The following is a 25,486-nucleotide window of genomic DNA, read 5'->3' as shown; positions in this document are numbered from 1 at the left end:
TCTTGGCCGTGCACGGGTGGCGGGGAGGCTATGCCCCCATGAGCTCCGTCGGCTCGATGCGGGCATGCGCCTGCTCGTAGTCCCGCGTGCCCACGAAGACCTCATGACCATAGGGGTTACGGTGCAGGTGGACGCCACGATAGATGACATAGGCGAGGGCGGCACAGTTGGCGACGAGCGCCACGAGTGCCACGACCGTGGCCGTGGTGGTGTCCAACGTGGACTGGACGGCGAAGACCGAGTCGTAGCCAAACTGTGGGAAGCTGTCCTGGAACTGGGGGAACACCTGGGCGAACATGCACCAGATGGCCAGCGTGTTGGCGCGGTTCTGGATCCATCCTCCCCTGTTCCAGAGGGCGTTGGCCACGGTGGGAGCCAGCAGCAGGGCAAGCCCGCAGTACCAGGCATGGTTGGGCAGGCAGTTGTACGTATAGCAGAAGTTCCAGAGGTCATAGGCGATGATGTAGACCCAGGTCATGTCCGCCCAGACCATGTCCTGCTGACGCCTGCTCGAATAGACCTCGCGCAGCCCCGTCATGCAGAAGATGTTGACGATTCCCGCGACCCCATTGAGGACGTTGTTCCAGCCGCACACCTCCGTGGCATGCTCGCTCGTCACCCACAGCACCGACGAGCCCTGGAGGATGGCACCCCGTCCCCCGTCCGTGGTCTGCACCACGCCGGCCAGGAAGTCGAAGTAGTGCATGGCGCTCTCGAAGTCGCTGGCCACGGCTATGAGGATGTTGACGGCCACGATGACGAAGGGGAACCACCTGAACCACGAGGCCTTCCCGAGCCTGCCCCAGTGGTACTTGATGACCATGAACCCGAGGCATCCGACGAGGGCCGCATAGACCTTGGCATAGTGGAACCAGCCGTTCTGGAACAGGACCGTGGGATTGTTCGCAGCCCAGGTGCCAGCGCCCAGGGTGACCACGATGCAGTAGACGGTCATCGCCACCGGCAGCACGCCGAACATCACCAGGCCGCCGGCCTTCGAGCGCCGCGAGACCTCGTTCAGAAGGATCAGCACCACGAAGACGAGCAGCCATCCCAGCCACTGGTAGAGGGAGTTCTCCCCATACACGTCGAACAGCATGTCGCCCTCCCCTCCTCGGATGCCGGCCCATCACGCACCGTGGGAGCCGCGACGCGAGCCCCCACCCCATGAGGGGCCATGTGCGAATGGTCATAACCAGCAGGCTACCCTGCCTGTTGGTATAGTGTCAACGAGGGTTCTGCCAGCGGCCTCGCCGCTCTGCTTGAAGCGTTATGATGTTTGAACAACTAGGTGCCACGTGCTCGGTCTGTGATAGGATATGTTAAGTCATAGTAAATGACATGCCCAAAAGAGGGGAACCCGTGATTCGGCTCTTCGCAAGCGACCTCGATGGTACGCTCCTCAACGTCGTGCATGACGTCGATCGTGCGATTCTCGGCTCCGTCGCCGAGACGTGCGAACAAGGCTGCCACTTCGTCATCGCCACCGGCCGCTGCATGCGTTCCAACGAGTGCTTCGGCTTCCAGGACATCCCCGTGGACATCGCCTGCTCCAACGGCTCGCTCATCTATGACGCCAAGGGCACCCTGCTCGACCACAGCCGGATCGACCAGTCGTTCCTCGAAGAGCTCCTGGCCACCTTCCCCGACCTCCCCTTTGCCTGCATCGCCTGCGACCATACCTATGTGACGGCGAGCGAGAGGACCTTCCAGTCCACGAACACGCCGCCGAACCCGCTTGCCGCCGTGGCCATGCGCGGCATGCGGAAGTCGCGCGTCGAGCATGCCGCAGGCGAGTACGTCTTCGACGCGACCGCCAGCCAGGTACTTTCCCACGAGGTCTGCAAGGTGAACGTGCGCGTCCCTGATGCCGAGAGGCACCACAGGCTCGAGGCGTTCCTCGCAGACCACGCCGACACCGTCACCGACGCACCCTTCAGGCCGTCGCTCTTCGAGATCACGAACGTCGGCGTGAACAAGGGCTCGGCCGTGGCCTGGCTTGCCGACCACCTGGACATCCCCGAGGACGAGGTCGCGGTCTACGGTGACGGCGGCAATGACGTCACCATGCTCGAGCGCTTCGACCACGCCTACGTGACCTCCTGCGCCACCGACGAGGCCCGTGCCGCTGCGACCTCCGTCGTCGGCTCCAACGTCCTGCACGCCGTACCCCGCCATCTGCGCAGGACCCTCAGGCAGAACGCACAGGAGCAGGCGTAGGGCCTCGATCGCGCCACGGCACGCCCGTGCTCGCTGCCGTCTGCCGCACGCGCCCGACCCCTGGCGCACAGACCATGCCGACGGCCGGCACGCGATGGTACCATCAGGCCGCATGCAGGCTGTTGCACGTTCTCACGACAGACGAGGGGTGGCGGCACATATGAGGCTCTCCCGCACGATCTGCACGCTCGTCGCCATGGTGGCGCTCATGCTCACGGGCGTCCTCGCAAGCCCCGCCCAGGCGTCTGCCGCAGACTCGACCACGGGCTCCGTACGCATCCTCTGCACCACGGACATCCATTCGCAGGACATCCCCGGGAAGTTCAAGACCGGCGACACCTCCTTCGAGGAGCTGGGCGGCTTCGCCCGGCTCGCCACGGCCCTCTCGTCCGAGCGCATCGAGGGGCAGACCCTCGTGGTCGACTCCGGTGACTTTTCGGAGGGGACGATGTTCTCGACCCTGCTCACCACCCGCGCCCCCGAGCTGCACTTCCTGGGAGAGCTCGGCTATGACGCCGTGGCCCTGGGCAACCACGACTTCGACTACGGGGACGCGGCACTTCGCCAGGAGCTCGCCGTCTTCTCCGCGGAAGGCGCCCACACGCAGCTGCTCTGCTCGAACCTGGTCGCGGCCGGCTCGGACACCTCCCAGGCCGCCTCGGGTGACAACCCCCTCTCCGGCCAGGGTGTCGCCAACTACACGACCGTCACGGTGGGCGGCCACAAGGTCGGGCTCTTCTCGGTCATGGGCAAGGAGGCGGCCGACTACACCTCCACGACCGACTATGCCTTCGCCGATGCCACCAAGACCGCGCAGGCCACGGCAGACACCCTCCGCAACCAGGAGGGCTGCGACCTCGTGGTGCTCCTCTCGCATGCGGGGACGGTGACCGGCGAGGACCAGGCGTTGGCCAAGGACGTGAGCGGCATCGACGTCATCGTCTCCGGGCACGCCCACGTCACGACCGACGAGCCCGTCTCGATCAACGGCTGCACCATCGTGAGCCCCGGCTACTCCCTCGAAGGGCTCGGGGTGCTCGACCTCACCTGCTCGGACGGCACCTGGTCCGTGGACGGGTGGAAGGTCGACCCCCTCGACGCGACGGTCGCCGACGACCCCCAGGTGGCCTCCGAGCTCTCCACCCTCGAGGGCGAGATCCAGCAGGACTACCTCGGCTACTACGGCATCACAGCCGGAATCGACGACACGGTGGCGACCTCGGGCACCACGACCGAGACCCTCATGGACATGGACGGCAACCTCGGCAACCACCTCACGGCGAACTTCGTGGCAGACGCCTACGCCTCAGCCCTGGAGCAGGCCGGCGTGGATGACGTCGACATCTGCGTGACCCCCACGGGCTCGATCAGGAACGCCTTCTACCAGGGAGACGTCACATGCGGTGACCTCTTCGACATCCTGTCGCTGTACCAGTCACCAGGTGACGGCAAGGCAGGCAGCCCGCTCGTCACCGCATGCCTCACCGGAAGCGACGTCTGGAACCTCTGCGAGGTCTCGGCCTCGATCAGCGACCTCATGAGCGGCGTGCAGCTGGCCTTCTCGGGCCTGCGCTTCAGCTACGACCCCGACCGGCTCTTCATGAACCGCGTCTACCAGGTCGAGGCCTACGACAAGGACACAGGACAGTGGGTCGAGGTGCCTCGTGACGACACGCTCTACAAGGTGAGCACCACGCAGGAGGTGGCGAGCCAGCTGAGCCTGGTGCATGACCAGTCGTACGGCATGCTCTCGATCAACCTGCGCGACGAGGGAGGGGCGCTCCTCGGGGACGACCTCTCGGGCCGCGTGGTCACCTATCAGACCACCGGCGGCGAGACACGCGAGCTCAAGGAGTGGATCGCCCTCTACCAGTACGTACAGACCTTCGACAAGGGCGCCGATGGGCTACCGCAGGTCTTCCCGGCAGGCACCACGGTCGACGAGCGCACCACCCAGGGGAGCCAGGGCTTCCTCGCCGAGCACCTCACCGGCCTCAACACCTTTGCCTGGGTGGTCTATGGGGCCGTCGTTGCCGTGGTCGCGCTCGTGGTGGGCACGGTCTTCCTGGTGCGGCACCTGATACGCCGACATCGTGCGAAGAGGGCGGCAGCGCAGGCGTAGGGTCGCGAGGTCGCTGGGTCACCCAAGCCAGACAATGCCGCGCCACATGGACGTTGCTTGCCCAGAGCGACCCTGGAGGCCAAACGCAGGGCCAGCTTGGGTCACTTTGGCCAGGCAACGTCGCATCATGCGAAGGTTGCATGGTCAGAGTGACCCAACGCTCCGCAGGTACCGCAGCCGTGGGACTTGCGTCACGGCCACAGCGCCGAGAGGAACAGGGGCGCCCGCAGCGAACGGGCCTCTACGCCTCGTCCTTCTCGGCAGTGCCCTCCTGGCCTGCCAGATAGTCCACGAACTGCTGGGCCACGCGCCCGCTCATGCCACCATGGCGGAGCTCCCAGCGGTCTGCCAGGAGCAGGAGCTGCTCGGGCTCGGGAGGGTCCGTGAGCTGACGGGACGCGAGCGTCTGCACGATCTCGTGGTAGGCCTGCTGGCGCGGCGACGAGAAGTTGATCGCGACGCCGAAGCGCGCGGCGAGCGAGAGCTTCTCCTGCATGGTGTCGGAGCGATGCATGTCGCCCTCGTACTCCATGTCAGTACGGTCCTTCCAGTCCTCCTTGACGAGGTGGCGACGGTTGGACGTGGCATAGATGAGGATGTTGTCAGGGCGCGTCTCGACGCCGCCCTCGATGACGGCCTTCAGGAACTTGTACTCGAGCTCCCCCTCGTCGAACGACAGGTCGTCGATGTAGATGACGAAGCGATAGTTGCGTCCCTTGATGGCCGCGATGACGGCCGAGAGGTACTTGAACTGGTGCTTGTAGATCTCGATCATGCGCAGGCCCGAGTCGTAGTACTCGTTGACGAGCGCCTTCACCGAGGTCGACTTGCCCGTACCGGCATCCCCGTAGAGAAGCACGTTGTTGGCGGGGAGCCCTGCGACGAACGCATCGGTGTTGTCGGTGAGCTGCTTCTTCTGGTCCTCGTATCCCACGAGGTCTGAGAGGCGCCCACCCCCGATGTTGTTGATGGGCAGGAACTGCACCGTGCCATCGGGCAGGCCATGGATGTGGAAGGCTCGGTTGAGCCCGAACATGCCGACCCCATAGGCCTTGTAGCTGGCCGTGAGGGCATCGAACATCGCATCGACGTCGGGGGCGGCGGCGAGCTCGTCCGAGAGGCGCCTCACGAGCTCGCTCACGCTGCGGTAGTAGTTCTTCTCGGGCTTGGTGATGGCGTGGTAGTCCTCGAGCACGCTGAAGCAATCCAGCCCCAGGTCATGCTCGATGGGCGCGAAGTCGAAGTGGAACAGCTCGCGGAAGACCTCGAGGTCCGCCTTGGCGAAGTGGTTGACCGACCCTCCCTCGGCAGCACCCCGACGCTCGGCGGTGAGCGTGAAGGAGTTCTCGTTGGTGAGGAGCACGAAGGTGAGGTAGTCCTGCCAGAGGTTCTGGTCGAACCCATAGGTGGTGGCGATGTCGAGGATGTGCTTCACCTGCACATGGGCACGCCGCACGAGCTCGGCATGGTCGGCCGTGCCGGCCTCCCAGTCACGGAAGATGTCGGACAGGCCCACGAGGACGGAGTCCTCGCCGAGGTCGCTGTAGAGGAGCAGCTTCGATACCTTATGGTACATGGGTTGATCAGACCTCCAGGATGGCGCCCTTGTCGGCGGATGTGACGAGCTTGGCATAGCGGGCCAGGTAGCCCGTCTTGATCTTTGGCTCCGGGCATACCCAGACGGCGCGACGACGTGCGAGCTCGTCATCGGCGACCTCGAGCGTGATGGAGCAGGCAGGGATGTCGATGGAGATGGTGTCGCCCTCCTCCACCAGGCCGATGGTGCCGCCCGCGGCAGCCTCGGGGCTGATGTGACCGATGGACGCCCCGCGCGTGGCACCCGAGAAGCGCCCGTCGGTGAGCAGCGCCACCGAGTCGCCCAGACCCATGCCGCAGATGGCCGATGTGGGGTTCAGCATCTCTCGCATGCCAGGACCGCCCTTGGGACCCTCGTAGCGGATGACGACGACGTCGCCGGCGTTGATGCCCTTGGCATAGATGCAGGCGATGGCGTCCTCCTCGGAGTCGAAGACGCGGGCCGGTCCGGTGTGGCGCATCATGGCCGGGTCCACGGCGGACTGCTTCACGACGCAGCCGTCAGGAGCGAGGTTGCCGCGCAGGACGGCGATGCCGCCGCTCTTGGAGTAGGGGTTGTCGAGCGGACGGATCGTCTCGGGGTCCTTGTTCGTGACGCCGGCCAGGTTCTCGGCGACGGTATGCCCCGTACAGGTCATGAGCGAGGTGTCGAGAAGACCGCCCTCGGCCAACTCGGCCATCACGGCATAGACGCCGCCAGCCAGGTCGAGGTCCTCCATGAAGGTGGGACCAGCCGGGGCCAGGTGGCAGACGTTGGGCGTGTGCGCGGAGATGTCATTGGCCATGTCGAGGTCGATGGTGACGCCGGCCTCGTGCGCGATGGCCGGCAGGTGCAGCATCGTGTTGGTGGAGCAGCCCAAGGCCATGTCCACCGTCTCGGCGTTGTGGAAGGCGGCAGGGGTCATGATGTCGAGCGGACGGATGTCGTCCTCGATGAGCCTCATGACCTGCATGCCCGTGTGCTTGGCAAGACGCAGCCGCGCGGAGTAGGGCGCGGGGATGGTCCCGTTGCCACGGAGCCCCATGCCGATGGCCTCCGTGAGGCAGTTCATCGAGTTGGCGGTGTACATGCCCGAGCAGCTCCCGCAGCTGGGGCAGGCATACTCCTCGTACTCCTCCACGCCGGCATCGTCGAGCTTGTCGGCCTGGTACTCGCCCACGGCCTCGAACATGCTCGAGAGGCACGTGCGCTTGCCGCTCGGCATGTGTCCGGCGAGCATGGGGCCGCCCGCGCAGAAGATGGTGGGCAGGTTGAGACGGGCCGCCGCCATGAGCAGCCCTGGCACGTTCTTGTCGCAGTTGGGAATCATGACCAGCCCATCGAACTGATGGGCGATTGCCATGCACTCGGTGGAGTCGGCGATGAGCTCACGGGTGGCGAGCGAGTACTTCATGCCGATGTGGCCCATGGCGATGCCGTCGCACACCGCGATGGCGGGGAACATGATGGGGGTGCCTCCCGCGGCGCGCACGCCGGCCTTCACGGCCTCGGCGATCTTGTCGAGGTTCATGTGACCGGGGACGACCTCGCTGTACGAGCTCACCACGCCCACGATGGGCCGGGCGAGCTCCTCCTTGGTGAGCCCAAGCGCATAGAGCAGGCTGCGGTTTGGTGCGCGGCCGATGCCGTTCTTGATCTGGTCAGACTGCATGGTGTCCCCTGTTCTGCCGACGGGTGCCGGATATGTCCGCTTGCAAAGCGCCGCCCTGGGCCGGATGGCCCAGAGCGGCGGATTCTCGATTCCTACCGCACGGATCTGTGACTAGTCGGACGCGTTGTCGAGGTCCTTGTCGTTGCCCCAGATCATCTGGGTGCGGAGCTGGTCGCCCACGATCTCCATCTGGTGCTTGGCGAGGTCGTCATGCTTGGACGTAAAGTAGCAGCGGCCGTTCTTGTTCTCGGCGATCCAGCGGCTGGCGAAGGTGCCGTCCTGGATGTCGGAGAGCACGGCGCGCATGTTCTTCTTGACCTCGTCGTGGGGAAGGACGCGGGGGCCGGAGACGTACTCGCCGTACTCGGCCGTGTCGGAGATGGAGTAGTTCATGGCTGCGACGCCGCCCTTGTTGATCAGGTCGACGATGAGCTTCATCTCGTGGATGCACTCGAAGTAGGCGTTCTCGGGGGCATAGCCAGCCTCGACGAGGGTCTCGAAGCCGCACTGCATGAGGTCGACGATGCCGCCGCAGAGCACGCACTGCTCGCCGAACAGGTCGGTCTCGGTCTCGTCATGCATCGTGGTCTCCATGATGCCGGCGCGAGCGCCACCGATGCCAGCGATGTAGGCCAGGGCGATGTCCTTGCAGGTGCCCGTGGCATCCTGCTCGACAGCGATCAGGCAGGGGACGCCGTGGCCGGCCACGTACTGCGAGCGGACGGTGTGGCCCGGGCCCTTGGGGGCGGCCATGAAGACGTCGACGCCTGCGGGCGGGACGACCTGCTTGTAGCGGATGTTGAAGCCATGCGCGAAGGCGATGGCGTTGCCCTCCTCGAGGTAGGGGGCGATGCTCTTCTTGTAGACGTCAGCCGCGACCTCGTCGTTCACGAGGATCATGATGATGTCTGCCCACTTGGAGGCATCGGGGATGCTCTTGACGGTGAGCCCGGCCTTCTCGGCGACGGCGATGGACTTGCTGCCCTCGCGGAGGCCCACGACGACGTCGCAGCCGGAGTCCTTGAGGTTCAGCGCGTGTGCGTGGCCCTGCGAGCCATAGCCGATGATGGCAATCTTCTTACCGTCGAGCTTGGAAAGGTCACAGTCTGCCTCATAATACATTTTTGCCATAATCGAACTCTCCCTTTTCCTTCGTCGCGTCGTATATCGTATCAGTACCTCGCTCTATTGCGACCATTCCGGTGCGCACTAGCTCGAGGATGCCGAACTGGCTGACGAGGTCGACGATGGCCTCGTTCTTGCTTTCCTCGCCGATGAGGGCGATGGTCAGCGTGGTCGGTGAGACGTCGATGATCGACGCCCTGAAGATGTTGGCGATCTGGATGATGCGGTCGCTCGCCCCGGCGTCGATGGCCAGGACCTTGAGCAGGACGAGCTCGCGCCTGATCGAGTTCTCGGGCTTGAGCATCTTGACGGACCTCACGGGGATGAGCTTCCTGAGCTGGTTGCAGATGAGCTCGATGTGGGGGTCGTCGGCCATGATCTCGATGGTGATACGTGAGACCACAGGGTCGTCGGTGGTGCCCACGGCCAGCGACTCGATGTTGTAGCCCTTGCGGGAGAAGAGCCTCGAGACCTGCGAAAGCACGCCCGCCTCGTTGTTCACCAGCACGGAGATCGAACGCCTGGTTTCGTCTTCCACGTCAAGCCTCCTTAGCAGACCAGAAAGTCAGTGATACCTGCGCCGCCGGGGACCATCGGGCGGACCATCTCGTCCTCGTTGATGGCGCAGTCGACCACATAGCCATGACCGGACGCGAGAGCCTCCCTCAAGGCTGCCTCGAGCTCGTCCACGGTATGGACGTGGGCGCCGGCGAGACCATAGGCCTCGGCGAGCTTCACGAAGTCAGGACCACGGTCGAGCGTGGTCTGGGAGTAGCGCTCGTCGTAGATGAGCGTCTGCCACTGACGCACCATGCCGAGGACCCCGTTGTTGTAGACGATGGTGATGATGGGCAGGTCGTAGAACTGCTCGGTGGCGAGCTCGTTGCAGTTCATGCGGAAGCTGCCGTCGCCCGTCACGTGGATGACCGTCTTGTCGGGGTTGCCCACCTGGGCGCCGATGGCGGCCCCCAGGCCGAATCCCATGGCACCGAAGCCACCCGAGGTGATGAGCTGGCCGGGGTAGTCGTAGTGGAAGTGCTGCGCGACCCAGATCTGGTGCTGGCCCACGTCGGTCGCGACGATGGTGTCCTGGGGACAGATGCGGGCGATGGCATCGTTGATCTGCTTGGGAGTGAGGGTGTCACCGGCCTCGTCGTACTCGGTCTCCGTCGCGAACGAGAAGACGTACTTCTTCCAGGCGTCATGGTGCTGCTGGGAGAGCTGCTCGTTCAGGGCGGCGAGCACCTGCTTTGCATCGCCGATGATGTGATGGTCGGTCATGACGTTCTTGTTGATCTCGGAGCGGTCGATGTCGATCTGGACGATCTTGGCCTGGCTCGCGAAGGTCTCGGGGTTGAGCGCGACGCGGTCGGAGAAGCGACACCCGACCGCGATGAGCAGGTCGCAGCCGTCGACGGCCATGTTGGAGGCCTGCGTGCCATGCATGCCGATCATGCCGGTGGTGAGTGGGTTCCTGCCCTTGAATCCGCCGGCACCCATGAGGCTGATGGCCACGGGCGCGTCGACCTTCTCGGCGAACTCGGTGAACTCCACGTTGGCACGACCACGCACGACGCCGCCGCCGCAGATGAGCAGAGGCTTGTCTGACTCGGCAATCATGTCTACCAGGGTCTTCACGTCGGCGGCATCAGGCTCGGGGAGCTTGAGCCCATGGCTCGAGCGGCGGACGAGGTCGCCGAGGCGTCCCTGCGTGAAGTGCTTCTCCTTGGGGAGGAACTCATAGTCAGCAAGCTCGGAGGTGGCGTTCTTCGTCATGTCGATGAGCACGGGGCCGGGGCGTCCGCCATGGGCCACCGCGAAGGCCTCGCGCACGACGTCGGCCATCTCGGAGGCATGGTGGACGAGGTAGTTGCTCTTGGTGATGGGCATGGTGATGCCCGTGATGTCGACCTCCTGGAACGAGTCCCTGCCCACGAGCGGCTCGGGGACGTTGCAGGTGATGAAGACCGTGGGCGAGCTGTCCATGTAGGCCGTGGCGATGCCCGTGGTGAGGTTGGTGCATCCTGGGCCCGAGGTGGCAAAGCAGACGCCGACCTTGCCGGTGGAGCGGGCATAGCCGTCGGCGGCATGGGCCGCACCCTGCTCGTGCGAGGTGAGGATGTGACGGATGCGGTCCTTGTAGGAGTAGAGCTCGTCATAGACGTTCAGGATCGTCCCACCGGGGTAGCCGAAGACGGTGTCGACGTCTTGCTCGAGGAGACATTCCAGAAGGATCTTTGCCCCTGTGACCTGCATCTATGATTCACTCCTTCTCGTTGCCAGAATCGTTCCGACACGTGCAAGCCCCGTGGGTACGAGCGTAGGCGTCACCCGTGATGCCGGTGGCCCACGAAGGGGGCTTAGTGCTGCGAAGCCCCCCAGGCTTCTGAGACAGCCAGACCTGGGAGGGCCTCATACGAGATATGAGCTGGTAGCACGTCATTAACCGTGTGGAAAAACGTGTTGCGAGCAGACTATCCCAGCAGCGTGGCAGTGTCAAACGGATTGCACGTCGCGAAACACGACCGACATATGAAGGACCAGGGAGGGCATGTCCTCCAGACAACGACGGGGACCCGCCGGCTTCTGCCGACAGGTCCCCGCATACCGACGTATGGCTGTCGCTAGCGAATCTGGCGCCAGTTGGACACGTTCTCCTCCCACATATAGGAGTACCTGTCGATGATGTCGGAGACCTCGAGGGGCTTGCGGCCGAGGAGCCGCTCCACGTCGTGGGACACGACGCCCATCTGTCCGTTGCGGATGCCCCCCTCGTTGGTGACCATGTCGTTGCTGCACCAGAGCACCGGCGCCTTCGAATCGTAGCCTTGGGTCGAGCTCGATATGCCGAGGGCGCTCAGGTAGGCCAGGAACTCCTCGTCATCCATCGCCTGGTAGACGTAGGGCCTTCCGCTGTGCGCCGCCACCATCGCGCAGATGTCACGCTCGCTCACGGGAGTCTCGCTCGTGAGGTCATAATCGGTGTTGGGATCGGCCTTGCCCAGTAGGAGCGCCGTGGCGCAGGCCGCCGAGTCGTCCTTGGCGATGGGTGTGAACACGCCGTCCCCGGCATTCGAACCCCAGAGGTAGCCCGACAGGTTCGCCAGCATCACGGAGTTGGTGAGGTAGTTCTCCATGTAGAGGTTGTTGCGCATCACGTTGTAGGTGAAGCCGAGCCGGCTCGACATCTCCTTGAGGTAAGCCTCGGTAGCGGTGTGGTCGGGCAGGACATACTGGTGGTAGTCGGGCCTGTTGGCCCCGAAGAACGAGGTGTAGATGATATGCCCCACACCTGCCTCCACACAGGCATCGAGCACCCTCTTGTGTTGGACCACGCGCTCGGGGCCGTTCAGTATGCCAGAGACGAAGTAGATCCTGTCGCCGCCCTTGAATGCCTCGACCATGCCAGCCTGGTCGTCATAGTTAGCCTCGCGCACCGAGACGCCAGCCGACTCCCACGCGGAGCGCTTCCCCGCATCGAGCCTCCCAAGGTCTGGGCAGGTGAAGATGAGGTCCTCCGCGGGGACCTCCTTGAGCATGTTGCTGGCGACCCTTCCGCCAAGCTGGCCATCACTGCCGGTGACGATGTACTTCATCCTCGTGGCTCCTTCTTGTCATGGTTTGTGTTTGTCAGTAAGATACCCTGCTATTAGCCATTTCTTAAATCATGTATGTCATGATTGATGCATGTTATCGATAACTGGGGAAGGAGCCGGAACATGAGAGTCGCGCAGCTCGAGACGTTCGTGATGCTGGGAGAGACGCTCAGCTTCTCGACCACGGCACAGAACCTGTTCATGGCACAGTCATCGGTGAGCCACCAGATCGACGCACTCGAACGCGAGCTCGGCTTCGCCCTCTTCTACCGGAACAGGCATTCGGTGCGGCTCACCCCCGCCGGAGCGTCCTTGCACGAGGACGCACGGGACGTCCTGGTCACCCTCGACTCGTCGATTGCCAAGGCGCGGAACTATGCGCGGGAATACCGGGGAAGCCTCAGCGTCAGCTATGAGGGCAACGTCTGGGAGACGGACATACTGCCGCAGGTCATCAGCCGGTGCACGCGGCAATGTCCCGACACGTACATCCAGCTCAGGATGGAGGACAACGCATCCCGGATCCGGCGTCTCAGGAATCATGAGCGCGACGTCATCTTCACGGTCGCCGACAAGGGCCCCTCGAGGGACGGCGTCTGCTTCCAGCCGCTCCTCGACGCGAGCCTCGTCTGTCTCATGCCAGCGAGCAACCCACTGGCGGGCAGGAAGTCCCTCGTCGCGACGGACGTCATCGACCAGGCCCTCATCGTCCTGGACCCCTCGAAGTCGCCACCCGAGATGCTACGCCTCTACGCGACGCTCCAAGCGGAATGCCCTGGGGCCATCATGTACTATGCCGATTCGGCCACCGCGGCATGCACCATGATCAGGGGCGGGTTGGGCGTCGCCATCATGCCCGACTTCGAGGCGGACCTCGACCCGGGCCTCGCCCTCGTCCCGTTCGATTCCGACGAGCACCTGTGCTATGGGATCGCCTGGCACCACTCGGAGGCCACGGACGGCATACGGGCTTTCGTGCAGGCCGCCCGCACCGTCTGTGGAGTCACGGGGCAGACGGTACCGGGATGATGCGGCACGCTCCGCACCCCGAGTGCGAACTTCCTCGACAGGGCAGAGCAGGCCACCGGGACATACCCGATGGCCTGCGTATTCTCTGGAGCCGGCTAACAGACTCGAACTGTTGACCCCCGCTTTACGAGAGCGGTGCTCTACCAACTGAGCTAAGCCGGCACACTATGGGCCACGCGCACGAAAGCACGCAACGGGCACCTACTTTACCCTATCTTCCAGCGCGATGGCAAGCCCGAATGAGCCTCTTGGCTACAGCTTGGTGAGCACGCCCCTCACGAGGTCCTCGAAGTCGTCCGCATAGGTCTCCGCCGCCTCGAGCACCGTCTCATGCGTCACGCTGGCGTCCCCTGCCATGTTGGCCGCGAGCGTGAGACCGAGGACGTTCATGCCCAAGGCATGCGCCATGATGACCTCAAGCACCGTGGAGACCCCCACGTACGAGACGCCCAACGCACCCAGCGCGGCATTCTCTGCGGCGGTCTCGAAGTTGGGGCCGAGCATCCCGGCATAGACACCCTCGCCCAGCGTGATGCCCTGGTCCGCCGCGACGCCCCTGGCAATGGCCGTGAGGTAGGGCGTATAGGCATCGGTCATGCCCACGAACGGCGAGTCCACGTCGCAGAGGTCCTGCTGGTCGACCAGCGGGTTGGTCCCCGTGAGGTTGATCTGGTCGGTGATGAGGCCCAGACCCATCTCGGCCTTGCCGGGGATGGCACCCGTGGCACACGCGAAGACGATGTCACGGCAGCCGAGCCTGTGGGCATGCCGCACGAGCGCCGTGACCTCTGAGGCGCCATAGCCCTGGTACAGATGGACGCGCCCCGGGTAGACCACCACGGGCACGCCATCGACGGTACCGATGGTCGCCTCGAAGCGATGCCCCTCCACCGGGGTGGCGTCCTCGGGGAAGCCGGGGATGTCATGGTAGTCGATGCGTCGCACGGGCTTGACGTCGTTGGCGAGCGCGCCCAGCCCGCTGCCGAGCACGAGAGCGACCGGATGCTCCATCGTAGGTTTGCACTTGGTGACCATGTTCTCGTCTACCACGCAGATCCCCTCCCCCTTCATGAGCTCGGCACAGACGCCATCGCCTGGCACGAGCGTTCCCGTGAAGCTTCCGTCATAGATGCAGCCGCTCCCGCAGGAGGGGCTCTTTGCCTTGAGTACGGCCAGGCCCGCATCAGCCGTGAACGCACGACGGAGGGCCGCCTGGGCACCGCGGGCGAACTCGACCGTGACGTCCGTCCCATCCTCGAGCACGACCCGCCCGTCTCTCCTCTCGGCAGGCGGGCGTGGGGACGCGAGGCCTCCCTCCGTCTCGGGACATACCCCAACCACATCGAAGGCATCCCGCATCTGGCGAACGGCCTCACACGGGCGCGCCTCGCCGTCGTACCTACATGCCTCGCCCAGCAGGCACCTGCTCACGACGACCTTCATCCTGCCTCCGCTCGAACGTCTCATGCTGTCTGCCTGCGAAGGGCCCGAAGTCGACGGGCCGTCCGCAGTTCCTTGCCACCATACGCGAACGGGGCCCCGAAGGGCCCCGCCATCACGCGTGCTATCTGCGAACGCGCCTCTTCTAGGAGACGAGCGTGCTGAGCGAGATGGTCGCCTTGGACAGCAGGCCGTTCACATAGGAGGTCCACTGCGAGGAGGCGTCACTCGCGGTCTGAGAGTACTGCTGGTAGGCGACGTAGTAGGCGGTCTCGGCCTGCGTGTAGCTCGCGGAGTCGCTCGTGAACTGCATGTCCTTCATGGCCGAGTAGAACGAGCCGTCGGTACGAGCCCAGGTGTTGGTGGTCGAGTCCCACTCGTCACCGAGGAGGTTCACGACGTAGGCGCCATAGTCAGCCGTCATGGTGTCGTTGTCGGTACCATCGGCAGGCGACGTGGGGGCCGTGGGAGCCGAGGTCGTGGTGGTGGTCACGACGCTGTCATAGAGCTTCTTGGTGCCACAGCTCTCCGTGAGGGTCTCCTTGACCGCATCCTCGGTCATGCCGTACTGCGAGGCGATCGTGGCATAGTCGGAGGAGCCCAGGGAGCTCTCCGCATAGGAGGAGACGTCGTCATCACTCACCGTGATGCCCTCTGCCGCGACCTGCTTCTGAACGATGGCGTTGCGGGCGATCGAGACGACGGTGTCCGCGGAAGGTACCGTGTAGGTGCCGTCATCCTGCTTGGCCGAGTCAAGGGTCGAGTCGGTCTCGATGGCCTCACGGACGGTGACGTTGGTCGTCTGGCCGTCATAGGTGTAGCTGCCGAGCGTGGCGTCGAGCTGGTCCTCGGAGACGGTCGTCTTGCCGGCCACGGTACCGCCGGCCAGCAGACCCGTGAGGACGAAGTACCCGAGGGCGACACCTGCCGCCAGGCAGGCCACGGCCACGATGATGAAGACGGGGAGCTTCACCGTGCGCTTGGGCTTGGGAGCCTTCACGACCGCAGCGGCCTGCTCGGCCTTCTCCGCAGCCTTCTCGGCCTTCTGCTTGGCCCTCTCAGCCTTCTTCTCGGCCTTGCTATCAGCCTTGCTATCGGCCTTGCTATCGGCCTTCTCCTCGGCCTTGTCGTCGGCCTTTGCGGTCGTGGGGTCGGCCGCCTTGACCTCGGTCTTGTCGACGTCGGTCGTGGTGCCCTCGACGTCGTCCTGCTTGTTCTCGTCTGCCATTGCTGATGGCCCTCCTGACGTGTTGCCGCGGGGCGAGAAGAACCGCCCACCCCCCGAACCGTGCTGAATCTGCCCTAGTCTACCCCAGCTCCGTCACACGTGCCGCAACGGCCGCCCCAAACGCGGAGGTACCGACACAGCCCTTCGAGGAGCCTGAAAGCGCCTTCTTGATGTCCGCCGTGACGCAGCTCCCGTCGGCGAGGGTGTCGCGCACCGCCTGGCGCACGCGCGTGGCGGCCGTCCCCTCTCCCAGGTGGTCGAGCATCATGGCCGCGGAGAGGATCTCGGCGGTCGGGTTGGCGATGTCCTTGCCTGCGATGTCGGGGGCACTGCCGTGGGTGGCCTCGAAGATGGCGCAGTCATGCCCGATGTTGGCACCGGGGGCCAGGCCCAGGCCGCCGACGAGCCCGGCGCAGAGGTCGGACAGGATGTCGCCGTACAGGTTGGGAAGCACCAGGACGTCGAAGTCATGGGGGTCCATCACGAGGCCCATGCAGCAGGCATCGACGATACGTGTCTCGAACTCGATGTCGGGATAGTCCTTGGCGACCTCCTGGGCAGTGTGGAGGAACAGGCCGTCGGAGCACTTCATGATGTTGGCCTTGTGCACCGCCGTGACCTTGTGGCGCCCGTTGGCGCGCGCATAGTCGAAGGCGTAGCGTACGATGCGCTCGGAGCCGGTACGACTGATGGGCTTCAGCGAGATGGCCGAGTCTGGTCGGATGGTACCGGCCCCCGAGGCCGCGACCTCCTGGATGAGATGGGCCGCCTCTGGCGAGCCCTCCTCGAACTCGATGCCCGCGTAGAGGTCCTCGGTGTTCTCGCGCACGATCACGAGGTCGATGTCCTCGTAGCGGCTGCCGTCACCGGGGGTCGACAGGCACGGCCTCAGGCAGGCATAGAGGTCGAACGTCTTGCGCAGGGCGACGTTGACGCTCCTGAAGCCACAGCCCACAGGCGTGGTGACCGGCCCTTTGATGGCGATGCCGGTCTGCCTGATGGAGTCGAGCACGTACTGGGGAAGCGGCGTGCCCTCCTTGTCCATGACCTTGGCGCCGGCCTCGGCGACGTGCCAGTCGATGTCCACGCCCGTGGCCTCGACCACCTGACGCATGGCCGCGCAGATCTCGGGGCCGATCCCGTCTCCGGGGATGAGCGTTACCTGATGTGTCTGAGAAGCCATCTACTTGGTCCCTTCATTGGATGCGGCGATGATGTCCGCCGAGCAGGTCTTGATGTAGCCACGGCCCGAGGTCGCGTCGAAGCTGATGCGCTCCACGAGCGCATCGCGCGTCGCAGGCGAGATGGAGCCGCGCACGAAGTCGAGCAGGGCCACGAGCATGTCCCGATACTCGAGGTCACCGTGGAAGCACTGGATGCCCTCGTCGAGCAGGGGCCAGACCTCGTCAGAGCGCTCTGGCGAGGTGGCACCCAGCGCAGCCAGGAAGCGGAATGCCGAGAGGCGCACGCGAGAGGAGCCCTCGTCGAACAGCGACGCCTCGGCACCGTCGTAGGCGGTCTCGGCGCCCTCGCCGCCATCTGCCGCATAGACCGCCAGGGCGTCGAGCACCTCCCACCTCGTCTGCGCCTCGGGACGGAAGAGGGCGTCGACCAGGTCATCGATGTGCGGGGCCAGGACCGACGAATCAGCCTTGGCTGCCAGCGCGACGGTATGGGAGGCCTCCTGGCGATGACGGCGGTTGGCTCCCGAGAGCTCCTCCACGCTCGCCGCCACGTCCTCGGGCGTGATCGTCTCGGGCTTTGGCTCGACGGCCTCGGGCTGGGCCTCGGGCTCCTTGGCCGCCGCGGCCTTCTTGGTCGCGGGCTTCTTCTTGGCGGCGGGCTTCTTGGGCTTCTTGGTCGTGGCCTTGGCCGTCGTCACGGCCTTGCGGGCCTTCGCCGGTGCCTTCTTGGCCTCGGGCTCGTCCTTCTTGGTGGTATCGGTCTTCTTGGTTGCCATGGTCCCTCGTCTCTCCTTGCCTATTCGCAGAAGCCGTCGACGACGGCGGTCCCACTACGCTGGTCACGATGGATCTCGATGAGGCCGAGCGAGGCGGCCTCCTTGAGCAGCTCCGTGAAGGAGCGGTACCCGTAGCTCCCCTCCGAGAACTGCGGACGCTTGCGGCGCATGGTGTCCTTGAGCAGCGATGCCAGGATCGCGCCGTCGTTCTCGCGCTGGATGGCGTCGATGGACTCGAGCAGGAGCTGGTAGCAGGGCTGCTTCTCCTTGGGGACCTTCCCCTCATAGGGGGGCAGGCCGCCGGTGGTCACGATGTCCTCGTAGAAGATGAACTCGTCGCAGTTCTCGGCCAGCAGCGGGCTCGTGGCCTCCTTCATGCCGACCCCGATCACGCGGCGGCCATACTCCTTGAGCTTGGCCACGCACGGCGAGAAGTCCGAGTCTCCCGAGAGGATCGCGAAGGTGTCGATGTGGTCCTTGGTGAGGCACATCTCCACGGCGTCGACCGCCAGGCGGATGTCGGCGGAGTTCTTGCCGGTATAGGCCCGGTCGGGGATCTCTATGAGCTCGATGCCGAGCTCGTGGAGGGGCGTCACGGCGTCCTCGAAGCGCTGCCAGTCGCAATAGGCGCGCTTGGACACCACGCGGCCCTTCTCGACCAGGCGCTCGAGGATGCGCGCCACGTCGGGGCGTGGGCCCTCCTCCTGGTGGCCGTTCCTCTTGCGACGGCCCGTGCCGAGGGCGAGGTTCTCGTAGTCGATGAGCACGGCGATGGAGCTCTGCGCTGCCTCGCTCATGGTATTGATGGGATTCATTTCCTGTTCCGTTCCGTTCTGTCGTTGGGGGCTGGCCCTGTGGCTAGCCCTTGTTGCTGATATGCGGGTCTGACGACGAGTCCCCGTGTGGGTCCGCATCCGTTCCCGGTGCGGCCACGCTCATGAGCTCGGGCTCGGGCTCGCCCTTCTTGCGGCGCTCGCGTGCCGCCGCCGCACGGCCCGTCTCGGCAGCCTTGACCTGGCTCTTGTTGACGCGTAAGAAGCGGTCGTGGATCTTCCAGGGGCCCACGGACTCACCGAAGCCGAACTTGAGGCCAGCGATGCCGCCGGCGATGAGGCCTATGGTCAGGAAGGCCAGGACCACCCAGCCCGTCGCCCAGACGAAGGCCGAGACCACCGACCCCACGAGAAGCACCGCGAGGTTGTAGAGCCAGTAGTCCTTGGTGGTGGTGCAGCGTGCGGCCAGCTCCTCCCCGATGCGGACCCCGAGGACGATGCCGAAGACCAGCAGGAGCAGCCCCACTATGGCTATCGCGAAGCCGTCCACGCGCTACTCCTCGCCCTCGTCATCGCAGGTGCAGGTGTGGCCATCACCATGATGGTGGTCACAGCCGCAGCCGTCACCGTGCCCATGGTCATGGCCGCAGCCGCAGCCGTCGCCGTCGCCGTCCCCCTCGAGGGATTCGGCATCGAGGAGCGACCAGTCGAGACCTGCCGCCACCGAGGTGGCCTCGTCCGAATAGAGCAGCTCGATCGCCTGGGTGCCCAGGCGCATGCCACCGATCTGGCAGAGCATGTCGTACAGCACGAAGGCGTTCTCGGCGCCAGGAAGGGTGATGTCGGCATCCTCGGACTGCTTGATGGCAAGCCCGATGTCCTTGCGCATATGCTCGGAGAGGAAGCCCGGCTTGTAGTCGCCGTCAGCCGCCTTGGGGCCGAGCTCGGCGAGCGCGCGGGAACCGCCCATGCCCGAGCCCACCATGTCGAGCATCTTGTGCACGTCGATCCCGCCGGCCTCGGCCAGCGCGATCGAGTCGGCCATGCCGACCATGCAGCTCGCGAGCGAGACCTGGTTGCAGAGCTTGGCGGTCTGGCCGCAGCCCGCCGCGCCGAAGAAGAAGAGCTTGCTCGAGAAGGTGTCGAGGAGAGCACGGATGGGCGCCACCTCGTCCTCGGTCGCGCCCACGATGAGCGTGAGGGTGCCCGCCTGGGCTCCTCCCTCGCCACCGGTCACCGGGATGTCGACGGCATGCTTGTCCTCGACCTCTGCGGCGTCATGGATGTCGCGGGCGAGCTGGGGTGACGACGTGGTGAGGTCCACCAGCCAGGCGCCCTTCTTGGCCGCACGGATGAGGCCATGCGTCGCGAGGTAGACGTCCTCGACGTCATCGGGATACCCGAGCATCGTGAGGACCACGTCGGCGTCTGCCGCGGCCTCGGCGGGGGTGTCCGCCCAATGGGCCCCGCGCGCCACGAGGGCGTCGGCCTTGGCCTTGGTGCGGTTGTTGACCGTGAGGTCATACCCCGCATCGAGGATGTGGCCTGCGATGGGCGCGCCCATGATGCCGCAGCCGATGAGGGCCACCTTCTGGAGGTTCTGAGAGGACATGTGGTTCCTTTCGATACGATAGGGACGTGCGAGGTCACGGGAAGAGGCGGATGCCTAGTGGTCTTGCGTCGGGGGCGCCGGCACGTCGGCACCGGGGGCCGCCTCGTCCGCGACGTCACCGTTCCTGACCCTGCGGGCGATGCGGTCGGTGAGGGAGACCTTCTCGCGGCGGTCGCTTCCCCAGAAGGTGAGCGCCACCATGCCCGGCCCCACATGGGCACCGAGCACGGGCGAGACCGAGCTCCTGATGATGGCGAGGTCAGAGCAGCCAGGCTCACGTCTGACCTGCTCCTCGAGCCAGTCCGCGTCCTTCTCGGCATCGGCCGAGACGATGGCCATGGGCAGGCTCGTGTCGCCCGAGTAGTTCGCCTTGAAGTCGGCGAGGATCGCGCGGAGCGCCTTCTTGCGACCGCGGCACATGCCCTTGAGGCTGAGCGACCCGTCGAGGTCGTACGAGAGCTCGGGCTTGATGTCGAGCTTGCCGGTGACCTGCGCCGCAGCAGGCGGGATGCGCCCGCCACGAGCCAACGCATCGAAGGAGTCGAGCGTGAAGTAGCCCTGCAGGAAGAAGCGGGCCTCGCTCGTCCACTCCACGAGCTCGTCGAACGACAGGCCGTTGCCTGCCTGTCGGACGACCTCGATGGCAAGGAGCTCCGAGGCACAGGAGTCGCAGAGGTTGTCGATGACCTCGATGCGGAAGCCAGGATGCTCCTCGCGGACCATGTCGGCGGCCTGCTGGGCAGCATAGATGCTCGACGAGAGGCCCGCCGTGAAGGCGAGGTAGATGGTAGGGAGCCCTGTCTGGGCGGCCTTCTCGAAGACCTCGAGGTAATGCCCGGGCGTGACCGCCGAGGTGGTGATCTGCTCCCCCTTGCGCATGGCCTCGTAGAAGTCATGCGGGTCCATGGACTGCCAGAGGTCGTCCACGTGCTCGCCGTCATCCATGACGTAGGGGAACCCTATGACGTCGACGCCCAGGGCCTTGACCACCACGGGCGAGAAGTCGGCACAGGAGTCGACGATGATCGTGCAGGTGGCGCGCTTGCGGAAGGCATGACCCGCACGCGCCGCGGCGTCCGGGGCTTTTGCCTCGGGCGCCGCGGCCGTACTGTCCTCGGTAGTGCTGGATTCGTCCCTCTTACTCATCCGACTCCTCGATCTTGGGCTTGATGATGCCATACCCGCCATTATGGCGGTGATAGATGACGTTGACGAGGCCCGTCTCGGCATTGGTGAAGACATAGAAGTCATGCCCGATGAGGTCCGTCTGGACCAGGGCCTGCTCCTCGGTCATCGGCGGTAGGTCGATGACCTTCTCCCGGACGAGCTCGTCCTCGTCCCCGGGCTTCTCGTCGATGAGGTCGGCGTAGTCCGTCGTGGTGAGCGGCTGCGGGGGAAGGCCCCTCGGAGCGGTGCTTGCGCTCGACCACGCGCGTCTTGAACTTGCGCAGCTGCCGGGTGACCTTGTCGGCAGCGATGTCGATGGCTGCGTACATGTCGGGATCGGTGGCGACCACACGTACGACGGCATCGCGCACGAAGACCGTGACCTCGCAGGTCGAGCGATCGGGGTTCGAGGGGTTGTTCTCCACACGGAGTACGACGTCGCAGCTCATGGGCCGCATCTCGAACACCTTCAGGGCATCGCCGATCTTCTCGTCAACGTACTCGCGGAGCGGCTCTGTGACCGTCGTCTTGCGCCCAGAGACCTTGATGTCCACCATGTTGCCTCCATTCGTCGCCAACAGTGCAGGTTCCGACTCGTGCCGCCACTGTTCCCTGGCGGCCCGTGTGGACCCGGATACAGTGGTCATACCCAAACAAGCGCCCGGAATCGCGATGGGTTGCTCCTGCCCCACGAGCGGTCGGTGCGGATGGGTCGAACCCCATCAGCTGGCAGAGGAGACCGCCGCGACCGCGTTCGAACCGGCCGTCGACCCGTCGCTGCCACTTGACGAGGAGGTGGTCGCAGCCGAGTCGGCCGAACCGGTGGCGGCCGACGTGGACGTGGACGTGATCCCCTGGATCTGGCTCGACGAGGTGAGCTGGGCCATGCTGCCCACCCATCGGGTGCGGATGAGGTCGAGCCGGCCGTCCTGCGAGATGGCCTGGTAGGCGCCGGCCACGGCAGTCTGGAGGCTCGAGTTGCTCGAGGAGACCCCGATGCCCAGGGACGTGGGCGCGTCGATGGTGCCTGCCGTGGTGATGCCCTTGTAGGTGGCCGCGAGATAGGCACCCGAGTAGGCGTCACAGCAGACGTAGTCGACGGTCCCAGCGCTCAGTGCCTCGAAGGCCTCGTTGAGGTTGCCGAAGGTCTTCTGCGTCGTGACGAGGTTCGTCTTGGAGAGGGTGTTCTGCGACACGGACCCATCCTGCACCGCGACCGTCTTGCCAGAGAGCTGGCTGGTCGTGGCGACGCCCACGACGCCCTGGTGGAACAGGCAGGTGGCCTTCTCGGCATAGGTCGACACGACCTTGACCCCATCGGCACCGTTCGTCGCCCCCATGACGATGTCACAGCCCGACTGCAACCCGGACGTGGAGGAGCTGACCGAGACGAACTTGACCGAGAGCCCCAGCTCGTCGGCGATGGCCGAGGCGATGTCGATGTCCATGCCCGTCACGGCATCGGCCTTGTCGGTGATGCAGAGGGGGGCGGACTCGGACTCGGTGAGGAGCCCCACCGTGAGGGTGCCGTCCGTGGCGATGGTCGGGGTGGTGACCGTGGGCGAGACGGCCTCCTGCGCCTGCGTGCGCGCGTCGTCGACGGAGGTCGTGGTAAGGCCGAGCGACGAGAGGACCCCGGTTGACGAGCAGCCCGCAAGCGGGAGTGCGAGTGCCCCTGCGACACATGCGCCGAGGAGGGCGACGAAGGACCTGCGCTTCATGAGACGGCTCCCTGATACCTGCTGCCTATGCGTGCCTCTGACGTTCATTCATGCATCCCACCCAGCTGACCTGGTCTTTGCCCCCACACTCGCGCACCGGGGCGTTTGCTCGGGCACCACGGTGCCTTCACGACTGACCCTCTCGCCCGCGAGGCGGGATGCCTCTGGTATGACGGGCGGTGCGACTTACTTCTAGGACGAACCATGATCGCCCCTGCGCGCACGCAGCAGCTTACGTGGATCCCTTCGGCCTCGTCTGCCATGGACTAGGGGGCTTGCGCCCCCGCAACCACAGACCTGGGTGAAACGTTTGAAGTATAGCAGTGTGATCAAGGGACCTTCTGCGCTAGCAGCATGTTCGACAAAAGCTCCAAGGCCTCGAGGGAGGATGGGGGGACGTGGTCGGGCGGCCGCCTCACCACACCCGCGCGAAGGTACAGGCCGTGACCTCGCCGGCACCATGGGCCAACAGGGTGGCTGCCGCGGAGCGGACCGACGAGCCCGTGGTGGCGACGTCATCGATGAGGAGGAGCCGTACACCGGCCACCTCCTCCGCCAGGAAGAACGTGCCCGACACGTTGCGGGCGCGCGCCTCCTTGCCGAGCGTGCGCTGGTCCGCGGCATCACGGCGCGCGAGGACGTCCATGACGGGAAGCCCCTCGAAGCGCGCGAGCTCATGCGCCACGGCCTCCATGTGGTCGAAGCCCCGTCGGGCATAGGCGGCCGGTGACGCCGGGACGAAGCAGATTCCGTCGACCGACTCGGCATCGAAGCGGGCACGGCCGTCTGCCGCCGGCCAGGCGGCAGCCTCGTCCAGGGCGCAGGCAAGGGCGGCTGCCATCACGGGGGCGAGCCTGCGCTCATGGGCGTCCTTGTGCCCGACGACCATGCGGGCGGCGGTGCCCTCGTGCGAGAGGGCGCAGACGGTGGCACGCGGCTCCCAGTCATGGGTGCACTCCGTGCAGGTGAGCCAGCCGAAGGGGGCGCCGCAGGTGGGACAGGCCCACCTCTGCGCTATCCAGGGAAGCGCGGCACGGCAGTCGGGACAGAGCAGCTCCCCAGGGTCGTCGCATCCCAGGCAGCGCGTGGGATAGGCGAGCTCGAGCAGGTCATCGGCTATGTCCGAGAGCCGGGGGATCGGCATGCGCGGCCTCCCGCGTACGAGACGCGCCGGAGGCTGCCGATACGAGAAGTGTAACGCGTCGGGAGCACCCCACGGGCGCGGGCCGCAGGGTCGAGCCGACCGCCCTACCCGAACAGCTCGCAGGCGTTGGCCCAGAGGGCCTCGTAGGTCTCGAGCCTCGTCGAGACGCCGGCCGCCTCACGTGCATCGGCCACACACGCCGCCGAGAAGCACACCATGGCGGGCTCGCACTCCTGACCGCGCAGCGGCACGGGAGCCATGTAGGGGCAGTCCGTCTCGGACAGGAGCCGCCCCAGCGGCACGGCCACCGCCGCCTCGCGGATGTCATCGCTCCTCTTGAAGGTCGCGGCCCCGCCGAAGGCCACATGGCAGCCCAGCTCGAGGAAGGGGCGCACGACCTCGACGTCGTTGGTGAAGCAGTGGAGGTCGCAGCCGGCGTCAGGCACGCCCTCGCGTGCCAGCAGCGCCGCTGCGTCCGCATGCGCCTCGGCAGACGGGTCGTCCCGCACGTCACGGATGTGGAGCTCGACGGGAAGGTCCCTCTCGCGTGCCATGGCAAGCTGCTCGGAGAAGCAGGCGAGCTGCGCGTCATGCGGGACGTCGCAGGTGTAGTCGAGGCCGATCTCGCCCACGCCCACGCAGCGGGGGTCTGCCAGCATGCGACCCATACGTGCCCGCGCCGCGTCATCGAACTCGAGCGCCCCGTACGGGTGCGCGCCGGCGACCAGGCGGACGTTGTCGGGAAGCTCGGGAAGTCCAGGGTGGGCCTGCCAGACAGGAGGGACATGGCCCCGCTTGACCGCGTCGGCGAGCAGTCCCCTGGCACGGTCCTGCCAGGCCGTGAGGTCTGCGAGCACGGCATCCATGTCATGGCGGTCGTCCACCGGGTCGAGCGGGGTGACGAGCAGGCGCACGCCTGCCAGGGCCGCACGGGCGATGGCACGGGCCGGGTCATGCTGCGAGATGACCGTGAGGTGGCCATGGGTGTCTGCAAGAGGTGCCAGGGGCGCGGGCTCGACCAGCACGCGGCCCTTCTTGGAATGGAAGAGCTCGCCGTCCTCGAGCGTGAGGTCATCCTCACAGACCAGCTCCTGCGACATG

Annotated in this window: 21 protein-coding genes, 1 tRNA gene and 1 pseudogene; 3 read left to right on the top strand and 20 right to left on the bottom strand. The window is 65.7% G+C overall.

Going from position 1 to position 25,486, the window contains the following annotated elements; translation table 11 throughout:
- Nucleotides 1–28: 28 nt before the first annotated feature.
- Nucleotides 29–1,099 carry a DUF5692 family protein gene (locus LKE50_03635; GenBank protein ID MCH3967702.1) on the bottom strand — a complete coding sequence of 357 codons (1,071 nt, stop codon included), beginning with the start codon at nucleotides 1,097–1,099 and terminating at the stop codon, nucleotides 29–31.
- A gap of 263 nt (nucleotides 1,100–1,362) precedes the next feature.
- On the opposite strand from LKE50_03635, the gene LKE50_03630 reads away from it, so the two are divergent.
- Together LKE50_03630 and LKE50_03625 are read left to right on the top strand one after the other, a co-directional pair.
- A complete protein-coding gene (locus tag LKE50_03630; protein ID MCH3967701.1) occupies nucleotides 1,363–2,220 on the top strand; it encodes a Cof-type HAD-IIB family hydrolase in 858 nt (285 codons plus the stop codon).
- 160 nt (nucleotides 2,221–2,380) lie between these two features.
- Nucleotides 2,381–4,342, top strand: coding sequence for a bifunctional metallophosphatase/5'-nucleotidase (locus LKE50_03625; protein MCH3967700.1), 1,962 nt, complete (start codon nucleotides 2,381–2,383; stop codon nucleotides 4,340–4,342).
- A 241-nt stretch (nucleotides 4,343–4,583) separates the two neighbouring features.
- Here LKE50_03625 and LKE50_03620 read toward each other — a convergent pair whose 3' ends face one another.
- The 6 genes from LKE50_03620 to LKE50_03595 all read right to left on the bottom strand — a co-directional run bounded on the left by LKE50_03620 (nucleotide 4,584) and on the right by LKE50_03595 (nucleotide 12,311).
- On the bottom strand, nucleotides 4,584–5,918 hold the full coding sequence (locus LKE50_03620; GenBank protein ID MCH3967699.1) for an ATP-binding protein: 1,335 nt from the start codon (nucleotides 5,916–5,918) through the stop codon (nucleotides 4,584–4,586).
- 7 nt (nucleotides 5,919–5,925) lie between these two features.
- Nucleotides 5,926–7,590, bottom strand: coding sequence for a dihydroxy-acid dehydratase (gene ilvD / locus LKE50_03615; protein MCH3967698.1), 1,665 nt, complete (start codon nucleotides 7,588–7,590; stop codon nucleotides 5,926–5,928).
- A gap of 111 nt (nucleotides 7,591–7,701) precedes the next feature.
- Nucleotides 7,702–8,721 (bottom strand): ketol-acid reductoisomerase, encoded by a 1,020-nt coding sequence (gene ilvC, locus LKE50_03610; GenBank protein MCH3967697.1) that lies wholly within the window; start codon nucleotides 8,719–8,721, stop codon nucleotides 7,702–7,704.
- Nucleotides 8,702–9,253 (bottom strand): acetolactate synthase small subunit, encoded by a 552-nt coding sequence (gene ilvN, locus LKE50_03605; protein MCH3967696.1) that lies wholly within the window; start codon nucleotides 9,251–9,253, stop codon nucleotides 8,702–8,704. The genes ilvC and ilvN overlap by 20 nt, the downstream gene beginning before the upstream one ends.
- An 11-nt stretch (nucleotides 9,254–9,264) precedes the next feature.
- A complete protein-coding gene (gene ilvB, locus LKE50_03600; GenBank protein ID MCH3967695.1) occupies nucleotides 9,265–10,971 on the bottom strand; it encodes a biosynthetic-type acetolactate synthase large subunit in 1,707 nt (568 codons plus the stop codon).
- Between the two features lie 368 nt (nucleotides 10,972–11,339).
- Entirely contained in the window at nucleotides 11,340–12,311 is a 972-nt protein-coding gene (locus LKE50_03595; GenBank protein MCH3967694.1) for an NmrA family NAD(P)-binding protein, read from the bottom strand.
- Between the two features lie 123 nt (nucleotides 12,312–12,434).
- Here LKE50_03595 and LKE50_03590 point away from each other — a divergent pair, with 123 nt between their 5' ends.
- A complete protein-coding gene (locus LKE50_03590) occupies nucleotides 12,435–13,340 on the top strand; it encodes a LysR family transcriptional regulator (protein ID MCH3967693.1) in 906 nt (301 codons plus the stop codon).
- An 86-nt stretch (nucleotides 13,341–13,426) separates the two neighbouring features.
- Here LKE50_03590 and LKE50_03585 read toward each other — a convergent pair.
- The 13 genes and pseudogenes from LKE50_03585 to LKE50_03525 form a co-directional block, all read right to left on the bottom strand.
- Nucleotides 13,427–13,502 (bottom strand) — tRNA-Thr (locus LKE50_03585).
- Nucleotides 13,503–13,592: 90 nt separating this feature from the next.
- The gene (locus tag LKE50_03580) at nucleotides 13,593–14,807 is read right to left on the bottom strand and encodes a purine-nucleoside phosphorylase (GenBank protein ID MCH3967692.1); all 1,215 of its coding nucleotides are present in this window, start codon (nucleotides 14,805–14,807) and stop codon (nucleotides 13,593–13,595) included.
- A gap of 118 nt (nucleotides 14,808–14,925) precedes the next feature.
- Nucleotides 14,926–16,008: a hypothetical protein gene (locus LKE50_03575; protein MCH3967691.1), complete on the bottom strand. Its 1,083-nt coding sequence runs from the start codon at nucleotides 16,006–16,008 to the stop codon at nucleotides 14,926–14,928.
- 79 nt (nucleotides 16,009–16,087) lie between these two features.
- Nucleotides 16,088–17,191, bottom strand: coding sequence for an isocitrate/isopropylmalate family dehydrogenase (locus LKE50_03570; protein MCH3967690.1), 1,104 nt, complete (start codon nucleotides 17,189–17,191; stop codon nucleotides 16,088–16,090).
- Nucleotides 17,192–17,968 (bottom strand): hypothetical protein, encoded by a 777-nt coding sequence (locus tag LKE50_03565; protein MCH3967689.1) that lies wholly within the window; start codon nucleotides 17,966–17,968, stop codon nucleotides 17,192–17,194.
- A gap of 20 nt (nucleotides 17,969–17,988) precedes the next feature.
- Complete coding sequence (locus LKE50_03560; GenBank protein MCH3967688.1) at nucleotides 17,989–18,765, bottom strand: NYN domain-containing protein; 777 nt, start codon at nucleotides 18,763–18,765, stop codon at nucleotides 17,989–17,991.
- Nucleotides 18,766–18,826: 61 nt separating this feature from the next.
- Nucleotides 18,827–19,291 (bottom strand): hypothetical protein, encoded by a 465-nt coding sequence (locus LKE50_03555; protein ID MCH3967687.1) that lies wholly within the window; start codon nucleotides 19,289–19,291, stop codon nucleotides 18,827–18,829.
- Nucleotides 19,292–19,294: 3 nt separating this feature from the next.
- Nucleotides 19,295–20,353 (bottom strand): NAD(P)-dependent oxidoreductase, encoded by a 1,059-nt coding sequence (locus LKE50_03550; GenBank protein ID MCH3967686.1) that lies wholly within the window; start codon nucleotides 20,351–20,353, stop codon nucleotides 19,295–19,297.
- 54 nt (nucleotides 20,354–20,407) lie between these two features.
- Nucleotides 20,408–21,499, bottom strand: a complete 1,092-nt coding sequence (locus tag LKE50_03545) for a DegV family protein (GenBank protein MCH3967685.1) — start codon at nucleotides 21,497–21,499, stop codon at nucleotides 20,408–20,410.
- Nucleotides 21,492–22,077: pseudogene (gene raiA / locus LKE50_03540) on the bottom strand (ribosome-associated translation inhibitor RaiA). The gene LKE50_03545 and the pseudogene raiA overlap by 8 nt, the downstream one beginning before the upstream one ends.
- A gap of 165 nt (nucleotides 22,078–22,242) precedes the next feature.
- Nucleotides 22,243–23,241 (bottom strand): transporter substrate-binding domain-containing protein, encoded by a 999-nt coding sequence (locus LKE50_03535; protein ID MCH3967684.1) that lies wholly within the window; start codon nucleotides 23,239–23,241, stop codon nucleotides 22,243–22,245.
- Nucleotides 23,242–23,656: 415 nt separating this feature from the next.
- Nucleotides 23,657–24,385, bottom strand: coding sequence for a double zinc ribbon domain-containing protein (locus tag LKE50_03530; GenBank protein ID MCH3967683.1), 729 nt, complete (start codon nucleotides 24,383–24,385; stop codon nucleotides 23,657–23,659).
- A gap of 104 nt (nucleotides 24,386–24,489) precedes the next feature.
- A complete protein-coding gene (locus LKE50_03525) occupies nucleotides 24,490–25,485 on the bottom strand; it encodes a TatD family hydrolase (GenBank protein MCH3967682.1) in 996 nt (331 codons plus the stop codon).
- Nucleotide 25,486 lies beyond the last annotated feature (1 nt).

Source organism: Atopobiaceae bacterium (genome assembly GCA_022483015.1).
In the GTDB taxonomy this organism is placed as follows: Bacteria; Actinomycetota; Coriobacteriia; order Coriobacteriales; family Atopobiaceae; genus JALCUE01.
This window is presented reverse-complemented; position numbering and strand designations above follow the sequence as displayed.

Excerpts from the sequence above, each read along its gene's own strand:
- LKE50_03635 (MCH3967702.1), bottom strand. The coding sequence starts at position 1,099 with ATGCTGTTCGACGTGTATGGGGAGAACTCCCTCTACCAGTGGCTGGGA.
- LKE50_03625 (MCH3967700.1), top strand. The coding sequence starts at position 2,381 with ATGAGGCTCTCCCGCACGATCTGCACGCTCGTCGCCATGGTGGCGCTC.
- LKE50_03620 (MCH3967699.1), bottom strand. The coding sequence starts at position 5,918 with ATGTACCATAAGGTATCGAAGCTGCTCCTCTACAGCGACCTCGGCGAG.
- ilvD (MCH3967698.1), bottom strand. The coding sequence starts at position 7,590 with ATGCAGTCTGACCAGATCAAGAACGGCATCGGCCGCGCACCAAACCGC.
- ilvC (MCH3967697.1), bottom strand. The coding sequence starts at position 8,721 with ATGGCAAAAATGTATTATGAGGCAGACTGTGACCTTTCCAAGCTCGAC.
- ilvB (MCH3967695.1), bottom strand. The coding sequence starts at position 10,971 with ATGCAGGTCACAGGGGCAAAGATCCTTCTGGAATGTCTCCTCGAGCAA.
- LKE50_03595 (MCH3967694.1), bottom strand. The coding sequence starts at position 12,311 with ATGAAGTACATCGTCACCGGCAGTGATGGCCAGCTTGGCGGAAGGGTC.
- LKE50_03590 (MCH3967693.1), top strand. The coding sequence starts at position 12,435 with ATGAGAGTCGCGCAGCTCGAGACGTTCGTGATGCTGGGAGAGACGCTC.
- LKE50_03580 (MCH3967692.1), bottom strand. The coding sequence starts at position 14,807 with ATGAGACGTTCGAGCGGAGGCAGGATGAAGGTCGTCGTGAGCAGGTGC.
- LKE50_03575 (MCH3967691.1), bottom strand. The coding sequence starts at position 16,008 with ATGGCAGACGAGAACAAGCAGGACGACGTCGAGGGCACCACGACCGAC.
- LKE50_03570 (MCH3967690.1), bottom strand. The coding sequence starts at position 17,191 with ATGGCTTCTCAGACACATCAGGTAACGCTCATCCCCGGAGACGGGATC.
- LKE50_03565 (MCH3967689.1), bottom strand. The coding sequence starts at position 17,968 with ATGGCAACCAAGAAGACCGATACCACCAAGAAGGACGAGCCCGAGGCC.
- LKE50_03560 (MCH3967688.1), bottom strand. The coding sequence starts at position 18,765 with ATGAGCGAGGCAGCGCAGAGCTCCATCGCCGTGCTCATCGACTACGAG.
- LKE50_03550 (MCH3967686.1), bottom strand. The coding sequence starts at position 20,353 with ATGTCCTCTCAGAACCTCCAGAAGGTGGCCCTCATCGGCTGCGGCATC.
- LKE50_03545 (MCH3967685.1), bottom strand. The coding sequence starts at position 21,499 with ATGAGTAAGAGGGACGAATCCAGCACTACCGAGGACAGTACGGCCGCG.
- LKE50_03535 (MCH3967684.1), bottom strand. The coding sequence starts at position 23,241 with ATGAAGCGCAGGTCCTTCGTCGCCCTCCTCGGCGCATGTGTCGCAGGG.
- LKE50_03530 (MCH3967683.1), bottom strand. The coding sequence starts at position 24,385 with ATGCCGATCCCCCGGCTCTCGGACATAGCCGATGACCTGCTCGAGCTC.
- LKE50_03525 (MCH3967682.1), bottom strand. The coding sequence starts at position 25,485 with ATGTCGCAGGAGCTGGTCTGTGAGGATGACCTCACGCTCGAGGACGGC.